This is a genomic window from Stenotrophomonas maltophilia (genome assembly GCF_013464915.1).
GTDB classification, from domain to species: domain Bacteria; phylum Pseudomonadota; class Gammaproteobacteria; order Xanthomonadales; family Xanthomonadaceae; genus Stenotrophomonas; species Stenotrophomonas maltophilia_AT.
This window is the reverse complement of sequence record NZ_RAVT01000009.1, coordinates 1-20,326: the sequence shown is the minus strand read 5'-3', so window position 1 is coordinate 20,326 and position 20,326 is coordinate 1. Positions and strand designations below refer to the sequence as shown.

Sequence of the window (20,326 nt, the reverse complement as noted above, 5' to 3'; positions counted from 1 at the left end):
CCGCCATGCCGGCCGAGGCCGCTCCTGTACGCCGACTTGCCCGCCGCTCCCTGCGCGTCCATGCCCTGCTGATCGGCGTGGTCGTGCTGGCAACACTGCAGGCCGGCGTGCTGCTGTCCAGCGGCACGCAGCTGTTGAACGAAGAGCGCAGGAAGATCGAGTACCACTTCCGCCGCCTCGACGGCACGCTGCGCGAACAGGAGCGCTTCCTGCGCCAGTGGCGGCTGCATGATGTCGGCGCACGCGGCCAGCCGGTTCCGGATGCCAGCGTGGAACTGCAGCGTGGCCCGATGTTCGCCAACTTCGCGCTGGTGGAGAACACCGACAACCAAGCGATACCGCCAACCGAACTGGGGGATCGTTTCCTGCGCTTCTACGGCACCTTCTGGTCGGCCTCGCATTTCCCACCACCGCAGTGCCTGCTGGTCGATGGCCAGGGCACGCGCGGCCTGCTGGCGCCGGTGCAGATGACCGGCGCAGACGCCAGCCAGAACAGCCCGCACCACCTGCGCCCGGCGATCAGCGACATCCACCGGGTGCTGGCCACGCAGCCAGCCCTGCAGCGCGGTGGGATCATCTGGGTTGACGTGCCCTGGCGCGATGGCCAGACCCGTCTGCTGGCGATTGCACATGCACCACAGGACGCGCGCCTGTGGGGCGAGCCCAGCGATGGCTCGCTGGCCGCCCTGGCGTGCCTGCTCGACCCGGCACGTGTTGATGATTACCGGCAGGTGCTGGGTGTCCCGGTTTTCCAGCGGTTGTCGCTGTTCGATGCCAATGGCCAACGCCTGCTGGGCGATGCGGCCGATGCCAGCGACGCCGGTACCTCCTGGCAGGCCGGCCTTGATGGCATGCAGTTCCGCATGCGCAGCGAGCGCGGCTGGCTGGCGGTCTACCACGTCGGCTGGCGGCAGGTGTTCCAGCACCCGCAGGGGCCGTTGCTGGGCGCGACGGTAGTGGCCCTGCTGTTGGCACTGGGTGGCACGCTGGTGCTGCGCGCGTACCGGCGTTCGGTCATCGAGCCACTGCGCAGCAACCACGCGCGCCTGCTGGAAAGCGAAGCCTTCAGCCGCACGATCCTGGACAACGCACCGATCGGGCTGTGCCTGCTGCGGCGCAGTGACGGCACGGTGCTGCTGGACAACGCCCTCGCCCGTCGCTGGCTGGGCGAAGACCACCACGCGGGCGGCTGGCACGGCCCGTGGCGGCGCAGTGTACTGACGGCCGGAGGCACCACGCTCGGCGACGGCCTGGCCTACACCACGCCGGAGGACCGCCATCTGCTGGTCACTGCCACGCCGGCACGCTACCGCGGCGAACCCGCCGTGTTGTGCCTGTTCATCGATCTCAGCACCCAGCATGAAGCCGAGCAGGTCCTGCAGCAGGCGCGCCGCGCCGCCGACCAGGCCAACCGCGCCAAGAGCCAGTTCCTGGCCACCATGAGCCATGAGATCCGCACCCCGCTGTACGGCGTGCTCGGCACGCTTGAACTGCTGGGACTGACGCCGCTGGATGCGAAGCAACAGGATTACCTGGCCACCATACAGCGCTCCTCGTCGACCTTGATGCAGCTGATCAGCGACATCCTTGATGTCAGCAAGGCCGAGGCCAGGCAGTTGAGCCTGGAGCCCAGCCCGTTCGATCCGGTACGGCTGACCGAGGATGCAATGGATTCGTATGCCGCTGCGGCGGCCGGCAAGAACCTCCAGTTCTATGCCTGCATCGATGCCGACGTGCCGGACACGGTCTGTGGCGATGCGGCACGGATCCGTCAGGTGCTCAACAACCTGATCAGCAATGCGCTGAAGTTCACCGACAGCGGGCGCGTAGTGGTACGGGTATCCACGCGCTTGCAGGACGATTCCTGCTGGATCCAGTGGCAGGTGACGGACACCGGCATCGGCATTGCCAGCGAGCACCAGGCGCACCTGTTCGAGCCGTTCTTCCAGGCCAACCCGGGCACCGATGCGATGCGTGGCACCGGCCTGGGCCTGGCCATCTGCGCGCACCTTGTGGCGTTGATGGCGGGGCAGCTGCGCGTGGTCAGCGAGAGCGGTCTGGGCAGCAGTTTCAGTGTCGAACTGCCGCTGCCATCGGCACCACCGGATCCACAGCAGTCGCCCCCGCCGCAACTACCCGCCGGCCTGCAGGTACAGGTGCGGGGCAGCGTGCGCGAACTGGTGCAATCGCTGTGCGAGCGCCTGCAGCAGCGCGGTGCACAGGCCAGCGTGTACCGGGAGGACGGCGCAGCAGGCCTGCCATCGTCCGCCATGCTGCTCGAGCTGGTCCTGGACGACTCGCTGCCCGCATGGGCCGGTGCACCGCGTGTGGTGGCCTGCCGCGAAGGCGGCGTGCGGCCACGGCAGGTCGATGGCGCCTGGCAGGTCGGCCTGCATCGGTTCGACGCGATCGTGCTCGCCCTGGCCGCTGCCAGCGGCCAGCCGTTGGCCGCCAGCGCCGAAGGGCGCCTGCCGGCGACGCGCCATTTCGGCCTGCAGGTGCTGGTCGCCGAGGACAACCCGATCAACCAGGCGATCCTGCGCGACCAGCTGGAACAGCTCGGCTGCCGCGCCGTGGTCGCCAGCGATGGCAATGAAGCGCTGGGCTACTGGCAACAGGGAGCGTTCGCGCTGGTGCTGACCGACCTGAACATGCCCGGGCTGGACGGCTACGGCCTGGCCCGCGCCTTGCGGGCACGTGGTGTCAGCGTACCGATCCATGGCGCCACCGCCAATGCCGACCCGGCCGAACGCCAACGCTGCCAGGAATCCGGCATGCAGGGCGTGCTGGTCAAGCCGATCACGCTGGAAGCCCTGCAGCGCCTGCTGACCCGGATCACCGACGGCGATGCGCCGGTCCCTGTGATGCAGGAGCGCCCTGCCTCGACCGCGTCGCACGGCAAGGATCCCCCGCTGCAGGTTCCGGCGAAGATGCAGTCGCTGTTCCTACAGACCATGCAGGCCGACCTGGACAGCCTGCGCCAGGCGATCGCCGCTGCCGATACCGCCCGCGTGGCGCAGGTTCTGCACCGCATCCGCGGCGCGCTGGTGATCGTCGGTGCACCTGCATTGGTAGACAGCGGCCTGCAGATCGAACAGTGCCTTGCCGACGGCGATGACCTGGCCATCCAGGCGGCCGCGCTTGCGGGGTTCCAGGGGCGCCTTGAACAGCTGCTGCATCCGCTGCTCGACACTGCACCTCCTTCCCTTCCTGACGACCCGACCCTGCCATGACCACACGGATCCTCATCGCCGACGACCACCCGATCGTGCTTGCCGGCATCCGCGACGTACTGGCCGGGGAACTGGACCTGGACATCGTGGGCGAAGCGGCCGATCCGGCTACGCTGATCGAGCTGATGACCCGGACCCGGCCACAGGCGGTGATCACCGACTACAGCATGCCGGGGGGCGATCGCTTCGGGGACGGCATCAAGCTGATCTCGTTCCTGCGCCGCAGCTTCCCGGAGACGCGCCTGCTGGTGCTGACGATGGTGTCCAATCCGTCGTTGGTTGCGGCGATGTATGCCGCCGGCGCGGGCGGCGTGGTGCTCAAGAGCCATGGATTGGGCAGCCTGGTACAGGCCCTGCGCGTGGTGCTGGCCGACCGCGTCTACCGCCCCCCGGGACTGCTGCCGGTAGCCGCGAGCGAACCGGCCGATGCCGATGCAGTCCGTGCGCGCCTGTCGCCGCGCGAGCTGGAGGTGATCCGTCTGTTCACCAGTGGCATGAGCGTGGGCGACATCGCACGCCAGCTGCAGCGCAGCGCCAAGACGGTCAGCACGCAGAAGATCAGCGCGATGCGCAAGCTCGGCGTGGACAGCGACCAGTCGCTGATCGAGTACTGCCTGCAGGCCTCGCTGTTCGGCTGAGGCCCACTCCCGGCTGAACCCTGCCGGCCCCGCAACGGGGCCTGCAATGGCTTTAGGAAACGCCTGATTCCATCGGACAGTACCGATTTCTAGGCTGGAGACATCCCGCCAAGGTGCGCCTGCCGGCTGTTGCCGCATCACCGTGGTGGACGGAAGTCCGATGGCGCCTGCAGGTGCCGTCGCGTGGGGCTTCCGCAGCGACGCGGCCCTGCCGCGTCAGTCCGCGCAGCCTCGCTGCGCCCTGCCACAGGAAGTCCATCAGCATGAACGCCTCCCCCACACGGCACCGCCGTGCGTACGGGCGCGCGCGCGCCACGCGTGTGCCCCTCATTCCCAGCCTGCTGGCCACTGCATTGTGGGCAGCCCTGCCGGCGCATGCCGCCGACCTGACCGGGCCGCTGAAGGTCATCAATGGCGAGACCCTGCAGCTGGATGCGAACGATACCCTGCTGCATTCCGTCGGCGGCTTCGCCTTGGATGTGAACGGAGCCGGCAGCACGGCGACGCTCGATGGCACGCGTGTCGATGTCACCGGCGGCGGCAGCGCAATCCAGGCTTCCGCAGGCGGCAGTGTCCTTGTGCAGGGAGGCCACATCCAGCTTGGCAATGGAAGCTCCAGCGTCGGCTACGCACTCAACGCAACCGGCGCCGGCAGCGTCATCCGCGCCAGCAACCTGGTCATCGATGCCTATCGCAATGGCTCCGGCTACGGCACGGTCAACGCCACCAACGGCGGCAAGGTATGGCTCGATGGCGGCAGGGTAAGCAGCGATGGCCATGCCCTGTATTCCAGTGGACGTGGAAGCGAACTGCACGTGTCGGGCACCACGATCAGCAACGGTGCCGGCCGCGCCGCCTATGCCGAGGGCGGCGCACTGCTTTCGTTGGAATCTCTGACGATAGCGTTCGCGCAGGCAACCAACGGCTTCAGTGGCCGCATGTCTGCCAGCGGCAGCGGAAGCGTGATGTCGCTGCGCGATGTGGATGTCATCAATGGTTACTTCGACATTGACAACGGAGGAACCCTCCGCATCACCGGGGGCACCGCCACCGCCAATGGCGGCAGCATCCGACTGCTGGGAAACCGGACGAATCGCACGTTCGCCACAGCAGAAATCAGCAATGCCCGCTTCGAAACCATCGGCGGCTACGGCGTCAACGTCAACAGCTGGGGCAAGTTGACCGCCGATGGTGCGCATTTCACCGTCCGCGATGGCAGTTCCGGAATCTGGCTGTCCGGTGCCGATTCGCTGGCTGACCTGAGCAACACCGTGATCAGCACCTTTGGTGACACTGGGTATGGCCACGGTGTGGACGTGTGGGGGGGCACCGCGACGATCACCGGTGGCAGTATTGATACCCATGGCGATGGCGTCTACGGGCTGCGCGCTTCCGGCAGCAACCCTCCGACTCCCTACTCCCGGATCCGTGCCAGGAACCTCGACATTGCGACCTACGGTGAAGTGTCCGGTGGTGTGTTCCTGGGCGGCAGTACCGCGGACATACAGCTGGATGGCGGCTCGATCACCACCCACGGCGCTTCCTCGTTCGGCATCGTGCAGATGAACACTGCAAAGCTCACTGCGGACGGCCTGCACATCCAGGCGCTGGGAGCGAACTCGGGTGCCTATCGTTCCTACATCACCGCATTCGGTCCCTACTGGGACCGGCTGGTGTTCAACGACAGCCAGATCGAGACCATGGATGGTCCTGCGTTGTGGCTGCAGGGCAGCAATCACGAGCTGACACTCAACAACACGTCCGTTGTTGCCCGCCGCGCAGGTGATCTGGACGGCGGCCGACTGCTGCGGGTCAGCGATACCGTGTTCACAGATGGCAGTTCGGTGGCAACGTCCGAGATCCGTTTCACCGCGGACAACAGCCGCCTGACCGGTGACGTGGTGGTCGACAGCGCAACGGCCGACGTGCACATGCTGCTGGGCAACGGCACCACGTTCAGCGGTGCCCTGCGCAACGACTCCGGCTACCAGGTCGCACAGCTGGCGCTGGATGGCAGCAGCCAGTGGAACGTACGCGCCAGTTCCAGCGTCGGCGCGCTCGAACACGCCGGCACCATCGCTTTCGATGCGCCGGTGGCCGGCGATTTCAAGACCGTCACCGTCAGCGGCGACTACGTGGGCAACGGTGGCCAGTGGATCTTCAACCGCGCGTTGGGCGACGACACATCGGCGGGCGACCAGCTGGTGATCAACGGCAACAGCAGCGGCACCGCCAGCGTGAGCGTGCGCAATGCCGGTGGCGCCGGTGCGCTGACCCAGGAGGGCATCCGCCTGATTACCGTGGCTGGCCAGTCGGATGCACAATTCAGCCTGCAGGGCCGCGCGGTCGCCGGCGCCTACGACTACTTCCTGTTCAAGGGCGGCGTGTCGACCCCGGACGATGGCAACTGGTACCTGCGCTCGGAATACGTGCCGCCGGTCGATCCGCCGGAACCGCCGGTTGATCCGCCGCAGCCGCCAGAGCCTCCGGTCGACCCACCGGCTCCGCCGGGACCGCCGATCGATCCACCGTTGCCGCCGGAGCCGCCGATCGATCCGCCGCGCCCGCAGGTGGAGCGCCCGGAACCGGCGGTCTACCTGGCCAACCGCAGTTACGCGCTGGGCATGTTCCGGCACAGCCTGCATGACCGCGCCGGTGATCCCGCCGCCCAGGCCGGCGGCAGCAGTGACGCCGTGGCCTGGATGCACCTTCGCAGTGCGCAGCCCGACAGCCACGACCGCAACCGCCAGGTCCAGGTCGATGGCCAGATCAGCAGCGTGCTGGTCGGCGCCGGACGCCGCTTCGAGGTGGGGGGCACGGGCGAACTGCAGGCGGGCGCGATGCTCGGCCACGGCCGCGCGCGCAATGACAGCCGCTCGCAGGTGACCGGCTACACCGCGCGTGGCGTGGTCACCGGCACCAGCGTGGGCGCCTATGCCACCTGGCTGCAGGATGCGCGCATGGAAGGCGGTGCCTACATCGATGGTTGGCTGCAGTACGGCCGCTTCCGCAACAGCGTGCAGGGCGAAGGATTGCAGAAGGAGCGCTATGACGCCCGCAACTGGAGTGCGTCGGCCGAGGCCGGCTATGTGCTGCCCCTGCGGCGCACCGCGCAGCGTGGCGTCTACCTGGAACCGCAGCTGCAGGTGGTGCACAGCCGCTATGACAGCGACCGCGTGGTCGAGGCCAACGGCACGGTGGTCGAGGACCGTGGTGGTGGCGAGACCAGTACCCGCCTCGGCCTGCGCCTTTACAGCCGTGGTTTGAGCGCGGCGCAGGGCCAGGTGCACCCGTACGTAGCGGTGAACTGGTGGTCCGGCGGCAATGGCGCGGGCCTGGCAATGGACGGCGAGCGGCTGCAGCGGCAGCTGCCGCGCGACATCCATGAAGCCAAGGCCGGCGTGCAGGTGGATCTGTCGGGCGGCTGGCGCGGCTGGGGTGAATTGAGCCGGCAGAGCGGCGGCATGGGCTTCCGCGACGTCGGCGCCCAGCTGGGCGTGTCGTACAACTGGTGATGCGGGAAGAACCCGGCAAGGGAGTGCCAGGTTCTTTTTTCCACACGCGGCGTGGAAAGCGATGGGGGTTTGGTGTGGACAAGTGCCTGCGAGCCACGCATTGCAATGGTTTCGTTGGGTGGCTGTTTTTTGTCCAGACACAATCCGGGTTTTCCACATGCACCGTGGAAAGCGATGGGAACTAGGTGTGGACAAGTAGGTGGGAGTGTTGCCGCGCAGGCATTTCGAATGCGTGGTGAAATTTTGTCCACGCCGCGCGGGCAAGCCCCTGTAGAGCCGAGCCCATGCTCGGCTCCGGCTGGCATCAGCCGAGCATGGGCTCGGCTCTACAGCGGTACGCGGGGTTTTCCACACCACGCGTGGAAAGCGGTGGGGGTTTGGTGTGGACAAGTACTTGCGAGCCATGTGCCGCAGGCGTTTCAGGGGATGATCAATTTTTGTCCACGCTTGCAACCGATGCCGGAAACGCGAACGCCCCGCACTGGGCGGGGCGTCCGGGGTCGATCCGTTGCCGCTGGATCAGACGTTGAAGCGGAAGTGCAGGATGTCGCCTTCCTGCACGCGGTATTCCTTGCCTTCCAGGCGCAGGCGACCAGCTTCCTTGGCGCCGGCTTCGCCCTTGTACTTGATGAAGTCGTCATACGCGATGGTTTCAGCGCGGATGAAGCCCTTCTCGAAGTCGGTGTGGATGACCGCCGCGGCCTGCGGGGCGGTTGCGCCCTTGCGCACGGTCCACGCACGGACTTCCTTTACGCCGGCGGTGAAGTAGGTCTGCAGGCCGAGCAGGCTGTAGGCCGCGTTGATCACGCGGTTCAGGCCCGGCTCGCTCAGGCCGAGGTCGGCCAGGAAGGTATCGCGGTCTTCGTCGTCGAGCTGGGACAGCTCTTCTTCGATCGCGGCCGACACCGGAACCACCTGCGCGCCTTCGGCGGCAGCATGCGCACGCACGGCTTCCAGGTGCGGGTTGTTCTCGAAACCGTCTTCCAGCACGTTGGCGATGTACATCACCGGCTTCAGGGTCAGCAGGAACAGGTCACGGACCAGCGCCTTCTCTTCCTCGTCCAGGCCGACCGAACGGCCGGACTTGCCGTCCGACAGCGCGGCCTGCAGCTTGGCCAGCACCGGCTTGCGCGCCGCTGCATCCTTGTCGCCACCCTTGGCCGCGCGCTCGGCACGGTTCAGTGCCTTCTCGACGCTGTCCAGGTCGGCCAGCGCCAGTTCGGTATCGATGGTTTCGATGTCCGAGATCGGGTCGACCTTGTTGTTGACGTGGATGACGTCGGCGTTCTCGAAGCAGCGCACCACGTGGGTGATCGCATCGACTTCGCGGATGTGTGCGAGGAACTTGTTGCCCAGGCCTTCACCGCTGGCGGCACCGGCGACCAGGCCGGCGATGTCGACGAATTCGACCGCGGTCGGGATGACCTTCTGCGGGTTGATGATCGCTGCCAGCTCGTTCAGGCGCGGATCCGGCACCGGCACGATACCGACGTTCGGTTCGATGGTGCAGAACGGGAAGTTCGCCGCGGCGATACCCGCCTTGGTCAGCGCATTGAACAGGGTCGACTTGCCGACGTTGGGCAGGCCGACGATGCCGCATTTGATACCCATGGGTGACAGCTCTCTGGGGTGAAAGTGATTGGGGAAACAGCGACATGGGCGCTGCTTTTCCAATCATTCTCCGTACCGACCAACGGTCGGTACCTACCGGGCCAATTATTTCGGGGTATGAAGCCGCTTCATCGCTTCGCTGAAATCGCCCTGCACCGCCAGCGGCAGCACGTCGATCGCATCGTCGATGGCGCGCGAAATCAGTACTTCGTCGTCCTTGGAGGGGCGTCCCAGCACCCAACCCACCACGCGGTCCTTGTGGCCGGGATGGCCGATGCCCACGCGCAGGCGGTGGAACTTGCCGTGGCCGAGCAGGCGGATGGTGTCGCGCAGGCCATTCTGCCCACCGTGGCCGCCGTCGAACTTCAGCCGCGCCACGCCGGGCGCCAGGTCCAGTTCGTCGTGGGCCAGCAGGGTTTCTTCCGGCTCGATCTTCCAGAACCGCTGTGCGGCAGTGACCGACTTGCCGCTGAGGTTCATGAAGGTGGCGGGCTTGAGCAGCCACACCGTCTGCCCGGCAATCTCGACCTTGGCGGTCTCACCGAACAGCTTGCTGTCCACGTTCCATCGCGCACCGGCTTTTTCCGCCAGGGCCTCAACGAAATGAAACCCGGCATTGTGCCGGGTCCGGGCGTGTTCCGATCCGGGGTTGCCCAGACCGACGATCAGTCGCAGTCCTGCCATGGTTCCTTCCAATACGGTGCCTGCCCGGAGGCAGGCACCGTAGCGGTATTACTCAGCGGCAGCCGCTTCTTCGTCAGCCGCGTCGGCCTTGCCGGCCTTGGCGGTGACGATGGCGTCGTCGTGGTCCTTGCCCAGCGCCAGGGCCGGGATTTCCACGCCCTTCGGCAGCTTGATGTTGGACAGGTACACCACGTCACCGGCCTTCAGCTCGCCCAGGTCGACTTCGATCGACTCCGGCAGGTCCTTCGGCAGGCAGGTGATGGTCACTTCCTTCAGTTCGTGGGTGACCACGACGTCGGCAGCCTTGCCAGCCGGCGAGGTGTCTTCGTTGATGAAGTGCAGCGGGACCGAAGCGGTCAGGGCTTCGTTCTCGTTCACGCGCTGGAAGTCCAGGTGCATGATCAGCTGCTTGTACGGGTGGCGCTGCATGTCACGCAGCAGGACCTTCTGCACCTGGCCGTCCAGGTTCAGGTCCAGGATCGAGGCATAGAACCACTCGTTCTGCTGGGCCAGCCAGATTTCGTTGTGGTCCAGGCTGATGGCGACCGGCTCGGCGTTGCCGCCGTACACGATGGCCGGGATCACACCAGCGTGACGCAGGCGGCGGCTCGCACCCTTACGCTGCAGTTCACGCTTGGTGACCTTGATTTCATGGGTCTTCGACATTTTCGACTACTCAGGTTGTTGCCGCGCCTTGCGGCGTGGCGGTTGAAGATGCTTCCGCGACCAGAAGCACCCGGGGTATGCCCACACCGTTGCCGGCGGGGGCGAAAAACTCAATCGACGTACAGCGAGCTGACCGACTCGCCGAAGGCGATGCGGCGCATCGTTTCGGCCAGCATTTCCGCCACGCTCAGCTGGCGGATCTTGCTGCACACCCGCGCCGCGTCCTTCAGCGGGATGGTGTCGGTCACCACCAGCTCGTCGAGCTGGGAATTGGTGATGTTGTCCACCGCCGGGCCCGACAGCACCGCGTGGGTGCAGTAGGCAGCGACCTTGAGCGCACCGCGCGCCTTCAGGGCGGCGGCAGCGGCGCACAGGGTGCCGGCGGTATCGACGATGTCATCGACCATCACGCAGGTCTTGCCTTCGACGTCACCGATGATGTTCATCACGGTGGAGACGTTGGCGCGCGGGCGGCGCTTATCGATGATCGCCAGGTCGGCGTCATCCAGGCGCTTGGCCACTGCACGGGCGCGTACCACGCCGCCCACGTCCGGCGAGACGACGATCAGGTTCTCGGTGCCGTAGGCGCGCCAGATGTCGGCCAGCAGCAGCGGGGACGCGTACACGTTGTCCACCGGAATATCGAAGAAGCCCTGGATCTGGTCGGCGTGCAGGTCGACGGTCAGCACGCGATCAGCGCCAGCGGTGCTGAACATCTTCGCCGCCAGCTTGGCGGTGATCGGCACGCGCGAGGAACGCATGCGGCGGTCCTGGCGCGAGTAGCCGAAGTACGGCACCACGGCGGTCACGCTGGCCACCGATGCGCGCTTGAGCGCGTCGATCAGCACCAGCAGTTCCATCAGGTTTTCCGCGCTCGGCGCGCAGGTCGGCTGGATCACGAACACGTCCTGCTTGCGGACGTTCTCTTCGATCTCCACCTGCACTTCACCATCGGAGAAGTGCGAAACCAGCGCCTTGCCCGGGCGAACCCCCAGTTCCTTGCAGATGTTCTGCGCCAGACGTTTGTTGGCGTTGCCGGAAAAGACCAGCAGGTTCGGGGACTCTTGCATCATGATTGTCTCGGGCGGGGACGAGTGGCGGGGATCCGGAGTCGGCAAGGACCCGATGGACCCTTGCTGCTGACAACACCGCGGTTGTTTCCACGTCCCGCGCAGGTGATGCGCTGGAAGGCGCGGACACAGCCGCTATTGGCAGGGGCGGTAGGATTCGAACCTACGAATGCCAGGATCAAAACCTGGTGCCTTGGGCCTCTTGGCGACGCCCCTGCATTGATAAATCAGTGTTGCTCGAGTGCATCCAGCAGTGGCGAACGCGCAACGCCCGCTGCCACCCTTGCCCGCAACTCCTTCGGCAACTTCGACCGTCCCTGCTCTGCAGCAGCCTGCGATGCGAACTCGACGAAACAACCACTTCCCGAACCGGTCAGCCGCGCGGACCCGATGTTGCTCAACGCGACAAGCGCCGCCTCTACGGCAGGCTCGCGGCGGCGCAGCACCGGTTCGAACGCGTTCCCGACCAGGGTCCCGGAAGCGAAGTCCTCTATTTTCGCCACTGGGCTGTCGCGCGTCAAATCCGGGTCTGCAAACAGCGCTGGCGTAGGAACATGAACGCCCGGTTCGACCACCACGTACCAGGCCGGGGCCAGGGTGATCGGCTGCAGGCGCTCGCCCACGCCTTCGGCCCAGGCATTGCGGCCGCGCACGAACACCGGCACGTCCGCGCCCAGGCGCAGGCCCAGCGCGGCTAGTGCATCCTCGTCCAGACCTGCCCGCCAGAGCCGGTTCAGCACCACCAGCACGGTGGCCGCATCGGACGAACCGCCGCCGAAGCCACCGCCCGCAGAAACGTTCTTTTCGACGATTATGTCAACACCTTGCGCGATATTTGCCGCATCTTTCAGCAGCCTCGCTGCGCGCACGGCCAGATCGTCGGCCTCGGCCACGCCCGCCAGGCCGTCCCCCTGCCGGCGTACCTGGCCGTCTTCACGCAGGCGCAGGCCGATGCGGTCACCCCAGTCCAGCAGGCGGAACACGGTCTGCAGCTCGTGGTAGCCATCGGCCCGGCGGCCGGTGATGTGCAGGAACAGGTTCAGCTTGGCCGGGGCCGGCCACCAGGACCAGCCCGCGTCGTCGCCTGCGCCATTCATGGGGCGCCCTGCCCCCACTGGTCCACCAGCAGGCGCACCTTGGCGTCGCCATTGCTGGCTTCGATCCGGCGCGGCAGCGCCGGGCGCCCGGCCTCGGCGGGGTACCAGTCCAGGTACTGCACCTGCCAGCCCATCTGTTGCATGCGGCGCGGCCGGCCTTCACTGTCACGCTCGACCTTCTCCGGACCGGCAGCATCGCCGGCCACCAGGCCGCGGATCCACTCCGGCAGCTGGTTGACCGGAATGTCCCAGCCAGTCGCCTCCAGCAGCAGCTGCTGGGCGTCCTCGCCGTCACGCGGCCCGCCGGCCAGTCCTTCCAGGCGACCGGCTTCGGAATGGGTGTCGCCGGTCAGCTTCCAGCTCTGCCGGGTCACCGGCGCGCTCAGCTCGACCACATAGCGCCGGCCTTCCTGCTTCCAGTCGATGCGGCCGCTGCCGCCGTCCTTGCCCTTGCTGACCGCGACCCGGCCCTGGAACGCCCAGTCCGGCTGCGCGTGCAGCGCGGCCACGCGCGCGGCCTCGGCCTGCGCGGCTTCGGCGGAAACGGTCTCGACCACCGCCGGTGGCGGGGTCTTCTGCGTGCCCACGGTGGTGCAGGCGCTGACCGCCAGGGTCACGGCCGCCAGCAGCAGCGGCCGGATCAGGGAAACACTCATGGATTGAATTTCTCGCGGGCGCGCAGCAGCGCGCGGTTTTCAGGATCGAGCTTGGCCGCTTCTTCGAAGAAATGGCGGGCTTCATCGTGCTTGCCCAGCACCCACAGCACTTCGCCGACATGGGACGCAATCTCCGGGTCCTTGGCCAGGGTCCAGGCACGGCGAAGCTGCACCAACGCCTCTTCCTTGCGGCCCAGGCGATACAGCACCCAGCCATAGCTGTCGACGATGGCGGCGTTGTCCGGCTCGGCCACGCGGGCGCGGTCGATCAGCTCCAATGCTTCCTGCAGGCGGCCGGTGCGATCGGCCAGGGTGTAACCCAGCGCGTTCAAAGCCGGCACGTTCTCCGGGTCGGTCACCAGGATCTTGCGCAGGTCGGCCTCGGCGCGCGGGATGTCGTCACGGCGCTCCCAGGTGAGCGCGCGGGCGTACAGCAGGCCGTTGTCATCCGGGTAGGCGGCCAGGCCGCGGGCCAGCGCATCCAGCTCCCCGGCACTGTCGTCGGCCCGCTGGCGCAGTTCGGCTTCCAACAGGTAGGCGTCGCGGCGCACGTCGTCGTCGACCACCGCATCGGACTGGATCGCGTGCACTTCATCCAATGCCTGCGGCAGGCGCCCGGCCAGGGCCTGGGCGTTGGCCGCGCGCAGGCGTGCCTCACTCAGCTCATCGCCGCCGGGCACGCTGTGGTACCACTGCACCGCCTCGGGGTAGCGCTTCAGGTACTCGGCGATCTTGCCCAGCAGCAGGCGCTGCGCCGGGTCCGGCTTGGCCGCCTGCCGCGACAGTTCGTTATAGAGATTGGACAGCGCCGCCTTGTCGCCCTGCTTGGCCAGCAGCGAGGCGCGCATGCCCCAGGTCTGCACGTCCTGCGGGCCGAACGCCAGCACGCGCTCGGCCGCGGCCGGCTGTCCCAGGCTGTCGTAGGCGATGGCCACCGCATTGCGCAGCTCGGGGTCCTGGCGGGTCTTCGGCTCCACATCGTGCAGCAGCGACAATGCCTTGCCGGTTTCGCCCGCCTGTTGCAGCTGGCTGGCACGCAGCAGCGCCACACGCGGCTCTTCCGGGAAGCGCTTGACCACTTCATCGATCATGCGCCGGGCCAGCTCGGGCTTGTCCATGCGCAGGGCCAGGCGGCCAAACTCCTGCCAGGCTTCGATCTTCGGCGGAATGGCATTGGCGTCGACCAGCTCGCCCAGCACCTGCGCCGGCACTGCCGGGTCGCGGCCACCGCCGATGAGGGCGGCCAGGGCGAACTTCCAGCCGCGCTCGTCGGGGTCGGCCAGCAAGGCCTGCAGGTCGCCGAGCGCTGCCTTCACATCGCCCTGGCGCATGGCCAGCGCAGCAGCGGCGCTGCGCATCGTCAACGAGCTGGGCGCGCGCTGCTGCCACAGGGCCAGGCCTTTGGCGGCACTGGCATCGTCGTTGGCCAGCATGGAAATGCGGGTGGCACGCTCGGCCAGGCCGGCGTCGCCGTCGGTCTGCTGGGCCGCCTGCAGGTACCAGCGCGCGGCCTCGGCCAGCTTGCCGGCCTGCAGGGCGAATTCACCGGCCATCACCGGTTCCAGCGCCAGTTCCTCCGTGGCCGGGGCCCGTACGGGGGCCTTGGCCGGCACCGCCGCCAGGGCCTGGGCACAGGCCAGGGACAGCAGCAGAACACTGGGGATGCGAATCAATGCGGGCATCGTCGGCATCGGGGCCTTAAAATGTCGTCCAATGGCCAGCAGCTTATCGCAAGCAACTGAACAATGACCCTGTGGATGCTCGGACTGAATCACCAGACCGCACCGGTGGAGCTGCGCGAGCGCGCGGCCTTCGCCGGTGAGGCGTTGCCGCGCGCGCTGGGTTCGCTGCGCGATACCCCGCAGATCGCCGAGGCGGTGCTGCTGTCCACCTGCAACCGCACCGAACTGTACGCCGTGGCCGACTCGGCGCAGGCACTGGACCAGTGGCTGCATGCCCAGGCCGGCGACCTGCAGGGCTACCTGTACCAGCATGCCGACGCAGAGGCCGTGCGCCACCTGTTCCGGGTCGCCACCGGCCTGGACTCGATGGTGCTGGGTGAACCGCAGATCCTCGGCCAGGTGAAGGACGCGTGGTCGACCGCGCGTGACCACGGCCTGCTCGGCCAGCGGTTGGACCGCCTGTTCCAGCAGACCTTCTCGGTCGCCAAGCGTGCGCGCACCGACACCCAGGTCGGCGCCAATCCGGTGTCGGTCGCCTCGGCCGCAGTGCGCCTGGCGCAGAACGCCTTCGCGCGCCTGGACGATTCCACCGTGCTGCTGGTCGGCGCGGGCGAGACCATCGAGCTGGCCGCACGCCACCTGAGTGAAGGCAAGGTGCGGCGATTGCTGATCGCCAACCGCACCCTCGCCCACGCGCAGGAGCTGGCCAGCCGCCACGGCGGCGTGGCACTGCCGTTGACCGAACTGGACCGCCACCTCGGCGAGGCCGACGTGGTGTTCTCGGCCACCGCCGCACGCGAACCGGTGATCCACCGCGAGATGGTGGCCAAGGCCCTGCGCGCGCGCCGGCACAAACCGATGCTGCTGTTCGACCTGGCCGTGCCGCGCGACATCGAGGCGGAGGTCGGCACGCTCAACGACGCCTTCCTCTACACCGTGGACGACCTGGAGCGCGCGGTGGAAGACAATCGCCGTGGCCGCCGCGAGGCGGCCGCCGAGGCCGAGGCGATCATCGACCTGCAGGTGTCCCGCTTCGTCGAGACCCAGCAGGCCAGCGCCCACCAGGCACCGCTGCGACAGCTGCGTGCGTTCGGCGAGGCCACCCGCTCTGAACTGCTGGAACGCGCGCGCCAGCAGCTGGCCAACGGCAAGCCGGCCGACGAAGTGCTGGAACTGCTGGCGCACGGCCTGACCAATCGATTGCTGCACCCCCCTACCGCTGCCCTGCGCGCTGCCGCGCTGAGTGGCGATGCTGACCTGACCCGCGCCGCCGAGCGCCTGTTCCCGGCCACGCCGGGTTACCGCCACCCACCCGTGAGACCCGATGACGCCGACCCTGCGCCGTAAGCTGGAAGCGCTGGCCGAGCGCCGCGAAGAACTGGAACGCCTGCTCGCCGAACCCGACGTGGTCGCCGACAACACCCGTTTCCGCGACCTTTCGCGCGAATTCGCCCAACTTGAACCGGTCGCCACCGCACTGGCCGATGAAGCCCGCGCCAAGTCCGACCTGGCCGCCGCCGAAGGCATGCGCGCCGATCCCGACCTGCGCGAACTGGCCGACGAGGAAATCGCCGCCGCACAGGCGCGCCTGCTGGAACTGGAGCAGGAACTGGCGCTGCTGCTGGTACCGCGCGACCCGCGCGATGAAGGCAACCTGTTCCTGGAAGTCCGCGCCGGCACCGGTGGCGACGAAGCGGCGATCTTCGCCGGCGACCTGTTCCGCATGTACGCCCGCTATGCCGAGCGCCAGGGCTGGAAGGTCGAGATCGAATCGGACAATCCCGGCGAGCACGGCGGCTACAAGGAGGTGGTGGCACGCGTGGTCGGCCGTGGTGCGTTCTCGCGCCTGAAGTTCGAATCGGGCACGCACCGCGTGCAGCGCGTGCCGGCCACCGAATCGCAGGGCCGCATCCACACCTCGGCGGCCACCGTGGCGATCATCCCGGAAGCCGACGAAGTCGATGACATCGTCATCAACCCGGCCGACCTGAAGGTGGATACCTTCCGCTCCTCCGGCGCCGGTGGCCAGCACGTCAACAAGACCGAGTCCGCGATCCGCATCACCCACGTACCGACCGGCGTGGTGGTGGAATGCCAGACCGAACGCAGCCAGCACGCCAACCGCGACAAGGCGATGAAGCGCCTGAAAGCACAGCTGCTCGATGCCGAACGCCAGCGCCAGGACGCCGCCCAGGCCGAGTCGAGGCGCCTGCAGGTAGGCAGTGGTGACCGCAGCCAGCGCATCCGCACCTACAACTTCCCACAAGGGCGCATCACCGATCACCGTGTGGAAGGCCTGACCCTGTACGACCTGCCCAACATCCTGGCCGGCGACCTCGACCCGCTGCTGCAGCGGCTCAGCCACGAACACCAGGTCGACGCCCTGGCCCAGCTGGCGGCGGGCTGAGCACGATGTCGGCCTGGCAGCAACGACAGCAACTGCAGCAGGCGATCGCCCGCCAGCCCGACGACTTCGTCGCCTGGGTGATGCTGGCCGACGTGGAACTGGAGGCCGGCGACATCGCTGCCGGCGAACAGGCCGCGCGACGTGCCCTGCAGCTGCGCCCGGACCACCCTGAAGCGCTGGCACGGCTGGGCCGCGTGGCATGGATGGCCGGTGCACATGGCGATGCGGCCAAGCTGCTTGGCCAGGCCTCGGCGCTGGCGCCGCAACATCCCGGCATTGCACTGTGGCTGGGCCACGCACTGGAAGATGCCGATGACGCCGAAGGCGCATCGGCGGCCTATCGACGCGCGCACGGGCTGATGCCGGCCGAGCCGTACATCGCCGCCCAGCGCCTGGCCTGGCAGCGTCGCCTGTGCGATTGGCAGGACGTGGACCCGCTGGCAGCACAGGTGCGCGCCGCCGTGGCCAGTGGCCAGGGCGTGGTCGAACCGTTCGCCTTCCTCAGCGAGGACGCCAGCGCTGCCGAACAGTTGGCCTGCGCGCGCACCCGTGCGCTGGCCGTGGCTGCCTCGGTGCGGCCATTGCCGCCGGCAACGGTGCGCCCGCACGGCCCGCTGCGCGTCGGTTTCCTCTCCAATGGGTTCGGCGCACATCCGACCGGATTGCTGACCGTGGCGCTGTTCGAGCAGCTGCGTCACGACCCCGCACTGCAACTGCAGTTGTTCGCACTGAACCGCGACGACGGCAGCCGAATCCGCCAGCGCCTGCAGGCAGCGGCGCAGCTGCATGATGTGGCCGGCCTGCGTCATGCCGATAGCGCCGCACGCATCCGCGCACAGGGCATCGACCTGCTGTTCGACCTGCGCGGCTGGGGCGGTGGCGGCGCGCCGGAAGTGCTGGCGATGCGCCCTGCCCCGCTGCAACTGAACTGGCTGGCCTATCCGGGCACGTCGGGGGCGCCGTGGATGGATGCGGTGATCGGCGATGCCTTCGCCCTGCCGCCCGCACTGGAGCCGCACTACAGCGAACACGTGCTGCGCCTGCCGCGAGCCTTCCAGCCATCGGACAACACGCGCGTGCTGGAACCTGCACCGATCCGTGCCGACTGCGGCCTGCCCGCGCAGGGCGTGGTGTTCTGCTGCTTCAACAACAGCTACAAGCTCAACCCGCGCAGCATGGGCCGTGCCTTTGCAGTGCTGCAGGCGGTGCCCGGCAGCGTGCTGTGGCTGCTGTCCGGCCCCGGCCAGGCCGACGCGCGCCTGCGTGCGGCCGCACAGGCCGCCGGCCTGGACCCGGCGCGCCTGGTGTTCATGGACAAGCTGCCGCATCCGCAGTACCTGGCCCGCTATCAGCTGGCCGACCTGTTCCTCGACACGCATCCGTACAACGCCCACACCACCGCCTCCGATGCGCTGTGGGCCGGCTGCCCGGTACTGACCTGCCCGGGCGACACCTTCGCCGCGCGCGTGGCCGGCAGCCTCAACCATCACCTCGGCCTGGCGCGGATGAACGCCGCCGACGATGCCACGTTCATCGCCACCGCCAGTGCGCTGGGCAACGACCCGGCAGCGATGGCAGCGTTGCGCGCTGAACTGGCGCAGGCGCGCGAGCGCAGCGGACTGTTCGACATGGGCGGATTTGCCCGCGATCTCTCGGCGTTGCTGCAGCAGTTGGCGCGCGAGCATGGTTGGCGAGGCGTCGACATCGCCTGAGCGCCGCCTGCGCTAGGCTTGGCCTTCCTTCCCGCGTGGTGTGACGATGGCCAAGCTCAAGCGCAAGGAGTACGACGAACTGCTGCTGCCACTGCAGCTGGAACTGACCGCGATGGCGCGCTGGGTGCAGCACAGCGGGCAACGCCTGCTGGTGCTGTTCGAAGGGCGCGACACGGCGGGCAAGGGCGGCGCGATCCAGGCCATCAGCCAGCACCTCAACCCTCGCCAGTGCCGGGTGGTGGCATTGCCCAAGCCCACCGACCGCGAAGCCACGCAGTGGTATTTCCAGCGCTACGCCTCGCACCTTCCGGCCGCCGGCGAGATCGTGCTGATGGACCGCAGCTGGTACAACCGAGCCGGCGTAGAGCGGGTGATGGGCTACTGCAGCGAGACCGAGTACCAGCAGTTCCTGCGCCAGGCGCCGGTGTTCGAGCAGCTGCTGGTGGACGACGGCATCCTGCTGTTCAAGTACTGGTTGTGCGTTGACCAGGAGCAGCAGGAGAAGCGCTTCGCCGAACGCCACATCGATCCGCTGAAGGGCTGGAAGCTCTCCCCGGTGGACCTGAAATCACGCAGCAAGTACAGCGCGTACACCGAGGCACGCGAGGCGATGCTGCGCGCGACGCATCGCGAGGCGGCACCGTGGACGCTGGTGGATTTCAATGACCAGCGCCTGGGCCGGCTGACCCTGGTGCGCAACCTGCTGGACCGGCTGCCGGATACCCGGGTGGATGCACCGTTGCCGGAGCTGCCGAAGCTGAAGGGCAAGCTGCATCGCGAGCACTACGATGTGCTGAAGCCGATCGAGGAGTTCCCGGTCGAGGATTAGGGTGGGTCGGCAGGGCCTGCGGCCCTGCACCTGCTACGAACCAAGGCAACAGCAACAGCTGAAGCAGAAGCGGGTTACCTGTGGGTAGGCGGGGTGGGTCCGGTTGCGGGGGACGCTGCAAGTCCCCCTCCGGGGCCCGGCCCAGCCGCTGGCGGCTGTGCGTTCGGGCGCCTGCGAAGCAGTGCTTCGCAAGCAAAGCGCCCTCACCCATGTAAGCTCGGTCGCCGCATCCATGCGGCTCACGCCCCCGCAACCGGACCCACCCCGCCTCCGACAGATTTCCGCGATCTGTCGTTGATCCACACCATGCGTGGATGCTCTTCGAATTCAATTCGAAATATTCGATTTGTCTGGAGAATCATCCACGCATGGCGTGGATCTACCAGACATGGGGAATCTGTCAGAGGTGGGGCGGTGTCGGAGTGCGGGGTGTCAGCCGCATGGATGCGGCTGCCAAGCCTTATCTGATCGGAATCTGGCAGCGTAGGTGCCGAGAGCCGGCGTGGGCCGCCGTGTAAGCCTGGAT

The 20,326-nt window shown here is 67.7% G+C and carries 14 protein-coding genes and 1 tRNA gene; 7 read left to right on the top strand and 8 right to left on the bottom strand.

Features of this window, described 5'->3' with window-relative positions:
* Positions 1-5 precede the first annotated feature (5 nt).
* The 3 genes from D7T59_RS03215 to D7T59_RS03205 all read left to right on the top strand — a co-directional run bounded on the left by D7T59_RS03215 (position 6) and on the right by D7T59_RS03205 (position 7,386).
* Entirely contained in the window at positions 6-3,233 is a 3,228-nt protein-coding gene (locus tag D7T59_RS03215) for a hybrid sensor histidine kinase/response regulator (RefSeq protein ID WP_180850934.1), read from the top strand.
* Positions 3,230-3,871, top strand: coding sequence for a response regulator (locus D7T59_RS03210; RefSeq protein WP_180850935.1), 642 nt, complete (start codon positions 3,230-3,232; stop codon positions 3,869-3,871). Before D7T59_RS03215 ends, D7T59_RS03210 begins: the two co-directional genes overlap by 4 nt.
* Positions 3,872-4,134: 263 nt before the next feature.
* The gene (locus D7T59_RS03205; RefSeq protein ID WP_180850936.1) at positions 4,135-7,386 is read left to right on the top strand and encodes an autotransporter outer membrane beta-barrel domain-containing protein; all 3,252 of its coding nucleotides are present in this window, start codon (positions 4,135-4,137) and stop codon (positions 7,384-7,386) included.
* A 519-nt stretch (positions 7,387-7,905) separates the two neighbouring features.
* On the opposite strand, the gene ychF is transcribed toward D7T59_RS03205, so the two are convergent.
* The 8 genes from ychF to D7T59_RS03165 all read right to left on the bottom strand — a co-directional run bounded on the left by ychF (position 7,906) and on the right by D7T59_RS03165 (position 14,852).
* A complete protein-coding gene (ychF, locus tag D7T59_RS03200; RefSeq protein ID WP_014036087.1) occupies positions 7,906-8,997 on the bottom strand; it encodes a redox-regulated ATPase YchF in 1,092 nt (363 codons plus the stop codon).
* Positions 8,998-9,102: 105 nt separating this feature from the next.
* Positions 9,103-9,681, bottom strand: a complete 579-nt coding sequence (gene pth, locus D7T59_RS03195; RefSeq protein ID WP_004144977.1) for an aminoacyl-tRNA hydrolase — start codon at positions 9,679-9,681, stop codon at positions 9,103-9,105.
* A gap of 48 nt (positions 9,682-9,729) precedes the next feature.
* Positions 9,730-10,347: a 50S ribosomal protein L25/general stress protein Ctc gene (locus D7T59_RS03190; protein WP_014036085.1), complete on the bottom strand. Its 618-nt coding sequence runs from the start codon at positions 10,345-10,347 to the stop codon at positions 9,730-9,732.
* Between the two features lie 110 nt (positions 10,348-10,457).
* Entirely contained in the window at positions 10,458-11,417 is a 960-nt protein-coding gene (locus tag D7T59_RS03185; protein WP_005415400.1) for a ribose-phosphate diphosphokinase, read from the bottom strand.
* A 139-nt stretch (positions 11,418-11,556) separates the two neighbouring features.
* Positions 11,557-11,633 (bottom strand) — tRNA-Gln (locus tag D7T59_RS03180).
* Positions 11,634-11,644: 11 nt separating this feature from the next.
* Positions 11,645-12,514 carry a 4-(cytidine 5'-diphospho)-2-C-methyl-D-erythritol kinase gene (ispE, locus tag D7T59_RS03175; protein WP_180850937.1) on the bottom strand — a complete coding sequence of 290 codons (870 nt, stop codon included), beginning with the start codon at positions 12,512-12,514 and terminating at the stop codon, positions 11,645-11,647.
* Positions 12,511-13,170: a lipoprotein insertase outer membrane protein LolB gene (lolB, locus tag D7T59_RS03170; RefSeq protein WP_180850938.1), complete on the bottom strand. Its 660-nt coding sequence runs from the start codon at positions 13,168-13,170 to the stop codon at positions 12,511-12,513. The genes ispE and lolB overlap by 4 nt, the downstream gene beginning before the upstream one ends.
* Positions 13,167-14,852, bottom strand: coding sequence for a tetratricopeptide repeat protein (locus D7T59_RS03165; protein WP_180850939.1), 1,686 nt, complete (start codon positions 14,850-14,852; stop codon positions 13,167-13,169). The genes lolB and D7T59_RS03165 overlap by 4 nt, the downstream gene beginning before the upstream one ends.
* A 63-nt stretch (positions 14,853-14,915) precedes the next feature.
* On the opposite strand from D7T59_RS03165, the gene hemA reads away from it, so the two are divergent.
* From hemA to ppk2, 4 genes are read left to right on the top strand one after another with little or no spacing between them, the layout of a single operon-like run.
* Complete coding sequence (gene hemA / locus D7T59_RS03160; protein ID WP_180863250.1) at positions 14,916-16,199, top strand: glutamyl-tRNA reductase; 1,284 nt, start codon at positions 14,916-14,918, stop codon at positions 16,197-16,199.
* Entirely contained in the window at positions 16,177-17,259 is a 1,083-nt protein-coding gene (prfA, locus tag D7T59_RS03155; RefSeq protein WP_180850941.1) for a peptide chain release factor 1, read from the top strand. The genes hemA and prfA overlap by 23 nt, the downstream gene beginning before the upstream one ends.
* A 5-nt stretch (positions 17,260-17,264) precedes the next feature.
* Complete coding sequence (locus tag D7T59_RS03150) at positions 17,265-18,971, top strand: O-linked N-acetylglucosamine transferase, SPINDLY family protein (protein ID WP_180850942.1); 1,707 nt, start codon at positions 17,265-17,267, stop codon at positions 18,969-18,971.
* A gap of 46 nt (positions 18,972-19,017) precedes the next feature.
* Complete coding sequence (gene ppk2, locus D7T59_RS03145; protein WP_180850943.1) at positions 19,018-19,800, top strand: polyphosphate kinase 2; 783 nt, start codon at positions 19,018-19,020, stop codon at positions 19,798-19,800.
* Positions 19,801-20,326: the final 526 nt, after the last annotated feature.

What these genes read in the sequence shown, in the direction of transcription:
- D7T59_RS03215 (WP_180850934.1), top strand. Translation starts at nt 6, where the DNA reads ATGCCGGCCGAGGCCGCTCCTGTACGCCGACTTGCCCGCCGCTCCCTG.
- D7T59_RS03210 (WP_180850935.1), top strand. Translation starts at nt 3,230, where the DNA reads ATGACCACACGGATCCTCATCGCCGACGACCACCCGATCGTGCTTGCC.
- D7T59_RS03205 (WP_180850936.1), top strand. Translation starts at nt 4,135, where the DNA reads ATGAACGCCTCCCCCACACGGCACCGCCGTGCGTACGGGCGCGCGCGC.
- ychF (WP_014036087.1), bottom strand. Translation starts at nt 8,997, where the DNA reads ATGGGTATCAAATGCGGCATCGTCGGCCTGCCCAACGTCGGCAAGTCG.
- pth (WP_004144977.1), bottom strand. Translation starts at nt 9,681, where the DNA reads ATGGCAGGACTGCGACTGATCGTCGGTCTGGGCAACCCCGGATCGGAA.
- D7T59_RS03190 (WP_014036085.1), bottom strand. Translation starts at nt 10,347, where the DNA reads ATGTCGAAGACCCATGAAATCAAGGTCACCAAGCGTGAACTGCAGCGT.
- D7T59_RS03185 (WP_005415400.1), bottom strand. Translation starts at nt 11,417, where the DNA reads ATGCAAGAGTCCCCGAACCTGCTGGTCTTTTCCGGCAACGCCAACAAA.
- ispE (WP_180850937.1), bottom strand. Translation starts at nt 12,514, where the DNA reads ATGAATGGCGCAGGCGACGACGCGGGCTGGTCCTGGTGGCCGGCCCCG.
- lolB (WP_180850938.1), bottom strand. Translation starts at nt 13,170, where the DNA reads ATGAGTGTTTCCCTGATCCGGCCGCTGCTGCTGGCGGCCGTGACCCTG.
- D7T59_RS03165 (WP_180850939.1), bottom strand. Translation starts at nt 14,852, where the DNA reads ATGCCCGCATTGATTCGCATCCCCAGTGTTCTGCTGCTGTCCCTGGCC.
- hemA (WP_180863250.1), top strand. Translation starts at nt 14,916, where the DNA reads ATGACCCTGTGGATGCTCGGACTGAATCACCAGACCGCACCGGTGGAG.
- prfA (WP_180850941.1), top strand. Translation starts at nt 16,177, where the DNA reads ATGACGCCGACCCTGCGCCGTAAGCTGGAAGCGCTGGCCGAGCGCCGC.
- D7T59_RS03150 (WP_180850942.1), top strand. Translation starts at nt 17,265, where the DNA reads ATGTCGGCCTGGCAGCAACGACAGCAACTGCAGCAGGCGATCGCCCGC.
- ppk2 (WP_180850943.1), top strand. Translation starts at nt 19,018, where the DNA reads ATGGCCAAGCTCAAGCGCAAGGAGTACGACGAACTGCTGCTGCCACTG.